Genomic DNA, 5,083 nt, shown 5'->3' on the forward strand with positions numbered 1-5,083 from the left:
GCGCGCCCGATCTGCTGCTCGACCGTCGCGACCTCGGGTATCGCCAACAGATCCTTGGAGATGCGAGCGCCAAGATCGCGCATCCACCCCATCGAGGCACCGGCGGGCCCGTTGACCTGTAGCACATAGTGGCGCTCGCGGAACGCCGGGAGCAGTTCCGAGCCAAAGACGAAGAAGGCCCCTAGCGCCAACACACCGACCAGCGCGGCCCCGGCCACGACCGCGCCTGGCCGGGCACATATCGGCTCCAGGACCCGGATATGGAGGCTCTTCAGCTTTCGAAGATAGTCCGGCTCGTCGTGTAGCCGGACCCGACGCAGGAGCAGCAGAGACAGCGCGGGCGTCACGGTTATGGCCACCGCAAGGGAGGCCAATGTCGCCAACAGGAACGCCAAGGCAAGTGGACCGAAAAACGCGCCCTGCAGGCCTGTCAGGAAGAGGATGGGTGCGATGGTCAGCGCCAGGACATAGGTCGCATAGACGACCGGAGCTCGCACCTCGACCGACGCCGCCTCGATGATCCCTGCCCGGTCGGCGTCAGAGCCAGTCTCGCGCAGACGGCGCACAATGTTCTCCACCCCGACGATGGCGTCATCGATCACCACGCCGAGGGCTACCGCCAGGCCCCCCAGGGTCATGGTGTTGATGGTCTGCCCCAGCCGGTCCAGCACGATGAGCGCGGCGAGAAGCGACAGCGGGATGGAGACAAATGCGATGAAGGCGACTCTCAGATCCCGCAGGAACACCAACAGGATCAGCCCGATCATGCCCGCCCCGATCAGCAAGTCAGTGCGGATGCCCCGTAGCGCAGAGTCGATGAAGTTCGCTGGCCTGTGGAGGCTGGGGTAGATCTTGACGCCCTGCGCCTCCAGACCGGGTCGCAGCTCGGCCAGTGTCGCCTCCGCGGCGTGGGTCGCGTCGAGCGTGTTGGCGCCATACTGGCTCGAAAGTGCGATCAGAACGCCGCCCCGACCCATGATCAAAGCGTCGCCGAACTTCGGCGCAGGCGCCTCCACGACATCGGCGACATCGCCCAGTCTCACCGGCAGGCCTGTGGCGGCCGGGAGGAGTGATCCGGAAAGGGACTTGGCCGTGACGGCCCCATTGGTGGGTTCGATCAGGATGCGCTGGCTGGGCGTCTCGGCGAACCCGCCGCCCCGGACCAAGGTACTCGCCTGGACGGCGGCCGCGACTTCGGAGAGCGCTATGTTTCTGGCGATCAGGTCGGCCGGCCGCACGCGGACCTCCAGGCGACGCTGGTCGCCGCCAAAGACCGTGGCTCGGGCGACCCCAGGTGTGGCCAGCATCCGGGGCCGCACGGTCCACTGGACAAGATCGCGCAAGGCCATCGGGCTCAACCGGTCGCTGGTGAACCCGATCTTCAAGAGATCCATGGTGGAGGAGGTCAGTGGGCTGAGTTTGGGGGCTAAGACGCCAGCCGGCAGACGACCCGCTGCCTCGCTCAAGGCTTCTGCAACCACCTGGCGCGCGCGAAACGGATCGCTGCCTTCGACGAAGATGACGTTGATCACGGAAAGGCCCTGGATGGACTCCGAGCGGACCGCAGCGACCCCATTTGCGCCGTTGATGACGGTCTCCAGAGGACGGGTGACGAGGGCCTCGACCTGTTCTGGGGTGAGACCCGCGGCCTCGGTCTGGACGGTCGCCTGGGGCGGGACGAATTCCGGAAAAACGTCGTAGCGCGCCGACACGACGGTCGCACCGCCGAACCCGAGCAACAACAGTGCAGATAGCAGCACGATACCGGGACGGCGCAGGCAAAGCCTGACGATGAGCGTAAGCATCGGCTAATCTTCCTCGCCAGCCTGCTCGCCGCCACGCTCGATGGCGAGCAGCGTTCCGGCCCCGCCAACCGCGACCACGTCGCCGGCCGAAAAGCCCGATGTGACGAACCAGCCGCTTTCCACCGGACGGGCGTCTACCAACTCGCGCCGGACGAACACGCCGGGTGCAGTGCGCCGGTAGGCCCAAATGGCGTTCCGCCAACGTACCAAGGATTCTCGAGGAAGGATGACCCCGGTCTCTGTTGAGGACTGTTCAAGGCTCGCCGCCAGCACGCGCCCGGCCGAGGCGGACCGCGCCATCGGACCGCGGACGATGGCCAGCAGGCCGGCGCTCTGCAACCGGGCGTCCGCCGATGCTGCCGGGCCAAGCACGCTCACCGGAGCGGTGAGGCCGCCGTCGGCGATGATAATGCGCGAGCCATCCTTCGACGCGGCACCGGGGACATCGATACGAACGAGGGCCGCCCGTCCGGCCGCGATCTCGCCCAGTAGTCTTTGACGGGCAGCCAGATCCAATCGTGCCAGCCCCGCGCCGAACTCAAGTCCGACGCGGCGTTCGGCAAGGTCCGCCCGCGCAGAATCGGCGGCGGCTTGGGCGCGGGCGGCTTCCACCGCCCGGGCCGAGGCGCTCTGGTCCTGCGCAGCCAGGGCGACAAGGCGCCCTGCCTCGGCGCGTGAGGCGACAGCGGCCGCATGCGCCGTGGAGATTTCGGCGTTGATCGCGGCTAAGGGGCTCACATCCAGGCCGCGCGCGAAACCTTGCTTGATCTGCGGCGCTCCACCCGCCGCCAAGACCGCGACACGAAGCCCGGCCCGCGCCTGCTGCTGAGCCCCGAGCCGAACCTCGCCATCTATGAAGCCTGCCCCAGATACAGGCGCCTTCATCTCTTCCTCGGCGGGCGAACTGGATGCAGTCCGAAGTGCGGACACGCCAAAAATCGCCAAGGCTGCGGCGCATGCGCCCGCAGCGGCCCAGCCGGCAGCGGTGAAACGGCTCATGGACGGTTTCTTGAGGCGGGGTCCACGATCATCGTCTCGGGTCCTTCCAAGGGTCGGCGTAATGCGTCTTCCAGATTGGCGTCGGCGGCATGCACGCGCGCCAGGGCGTCAAGCTCGGAAATACGAGCGAGACCGGCGCCAGCCTGGGCGGCGGCCCAGTCCGTGCGGTCAATGGCGCCTTGCGCCAGTTCGCGATCAGCCTGAGCGGACAGGCGGCCAGCGGTGTCGATCTCGACGCGCCTCACCTGCCCCAGCGCCTCGCGCGCGGCTCGGGTCTCGGCTAGGGCCAGGTCGACGGCCGCCTGCGACGCCGCCACGACGGCCTCGAGCTTGCGCCCCGCTTCGCTCCGCCGGGCCTGCGCGGTAGCGATAGCGCCGCGGTTGAGGTCGAGTGGCGGCAGTACGAGGGCAAGCGACACTGGGATTTTCACCAGACCCCGTTCCCAGGTGTAACCGGGCGCGATGCTGATCGCCGGATATTGGCGTGCAACCTCTGCGCGGAGATCGGCTTCGGCCTGATCGTAGGCCGCTAAGGCCTTAAGGACGTCAGCACGGGACAGGGTCGCGGCGGCACGAACTTCCTCCGTCACACCCGTACCCGGATCACCAGCCGGCTTGTCGAAGTCAGTCCAGGACAGCGTGACGTCATGCAAGGCTTCGAACGGGACACCCAACGCGGTTGCGAGCGACTGGAGGGCGGACCGAGAACTGTTGACGGCCTCTGCAGCGCGGCGAACAGCGTCGGCGCCATCCGCGCGGACGCGCTCGAGCTCTGCGAGAGACGCCTCGCCCGCCTTGACCCGGTTTTCCATGGCCGCCTGTTGGCGCGCACGCACCTGAGCCACCCGCTGGTAGGCAACGGCCTGGCGTTCCGCGATGAAATATTCGGCAAGCGCCCGCCGAACGGCCATGCGAACCGACCAGATTTTGTCGGCCTGGTCGTAACGCGCGACATCGACGGCAAGATCAAAACCGGTCAGCCGGGCCTTGCGGCGGGTGCCCACATCCAGGGGGATGTCGATCGCACCGCCAAACAGCCAGGGTGAGCTTTCGGCTGCGTTGCGAGCGTATTCGGTAGTGAGTGTAAGGGTCGCCCCCGGGCCCAGGCGTGAAGCCTTGGCCGAAGCCCGGGCGCTCTCGACGCCCGCTCGGGCGGCGGCGATATCGCGACTGTTGAGCAAGGCGACAGCGAAGAGCGCCAAGCGGTCGAGGCGCGGGCCGCTCCAGCCCGCGTTCGGCGCTATGGAGGCGACCTCTGCCCGCACCTGCTCGAGATCAAGGGTTCGGCTCCGAGCCTCTGCTCCCATGGCCGAAGGCCTGAGTGGCGCGGGCGCGTAGCTCACGCAGGCTGACAGAGACAGTGCGCTGAGCAGGACAAGGAGAGACGACTTCACCGAACCAATGTCCCCGCGACGGGAGGTCGCTGAGCCTCTTATAGCTAGGGTCGGTCACGCCCGCACCTTGTCGATTCCCAAGAAAGACGATCCGTCGGAGTGGCGCAGTTTTGGCAAGTTGGCCGGCGCGGGACGTGGAAGCCCGCCGTGGGTGAAAGCTCACCGAGGGTTCGAATCCCACCCCTTCCGCCAGGCACCTGTCGCGAGCCTGGAACTGGGCGACCGCAGGCGCGCAAAGCCCCCACTCGTCGCGCCATTTTTCCGGATGCCGTCCGAACCGCGGAGACCGGGGGCGCGGGTAGAGCGGTCTCTGAACGCCATTTGTCTCTGATCACCCGAACCTCAATGCCGGTCGTTCGGATTTAAAATAGCCAGTTTTTATAGTGCGTTGGGCTGATGAGTTGCCCTATACGTCGTCGGCGATCCTCCTTGAGCCTGCGGTTGGACGATCCGAGGTGGGGTCCCTTTGCGGACGGCTTGGCGAAGATCCGCGTGTGGGTCTGAACCCATTGGGGAGACACGAACCGTTGCGGACCTGACTGTCCGCTGGGAAAAGGTAGGACCGGAAACTGAGGCGTTTGTTGATGACCGAGACTGCTGTGAAGGGGCCCGCATCCTACTTTCCGTCGATCGAAAAGACGTATGGCCGACCGATCTCGGAGTGGCAGCAGCTCGTGCGGGACAGCTACCCGGCCAAACACATGGAGCTGGTCACGATGTTGAAGGATCAGCATGGAATGGGGCACGGCCATGCGAACGCCGTGGTTGCCTACACCTTGTCTAAGGACGGGTTGAAATAGCCGCGGTCATATTTCCGCTCCCCACGCGTCTCTGCCGTTGGAAAGGTCCGCTTGTTGGTCTGAACCCAACGGGGAGATACGACCC

4 protein-coding genes are annotated in these 5,083 nt (G+C 66.4%); 1 reads left to right on the forward strand and 3 read right to left on the reverse strand.

What is annotated here, in order from left to right; translation table 11 throughout:
• From WCJ52_RS11435 to WCJ52_RS11445, 3 genes are all read right to left on the reverse strand, one after another.
• On the reverse strand, positions 1–1,805 hold a 1,805-nt coding region (locus WCJ52_RS11435), incomplete at its 3' end, for an efflux RND transporter permease subunit (RefSeq protein ID WP_336903436.1).
• Positions 1,806–1,808: 3 nt separating this feature from the next.
• Positions 1,809–2,804 (reverse strand): hypothetical protein, encoded by a 996-nt coding sequence (locus WCJ52_RS11440; protein WP_336903437.1) that lies wholly within the window; start codon positions 2,802–2,804, stop codon positions 1,809–1,811.
• The gene (locus tag WCJ52_RS11445; protein WP_336903438.1) at positions 2,801–4,111 is read right to left on the reverse strand and encodes a TolC family protein; all 1,311 of its coding nucleotides are present in this window, start codon (positions 4,109–4,111) and stop codon (positions 2,801–2,803) included. Before WCJ52_RS11445 ends, WCJ52_RS11440 begins: the two co-directional genes overlap by 4 nt.
• A 671-nt stretch (positions 4,112–4,782) precedes the next feature.
• On the opposite strand from WCJ52_RS11445, the gene WCJ52_RS11450 reads away from it, so the two are divergent.
• A complete protein-coding gene (locus tag WCJ52_RS11450) occupies positions 4,783–4,998 on the forward strand; it encodes a DUF4287 domain-containing protein (RefSeq protein WP_336903439.1) in 216 nt (71 codons plus the stop codon).
• Positions 4,999–5,083: the final 85 nt, after the last annotated feature.

This window comes from Phenylobacterium sp. (assembly GCF_037138395.1).
Lineage (GTDB): Bacteria > Pseudomonadota > Alphaproteobacteria > Caulobacterales > Caulobacteraceae > Phenylobacterium.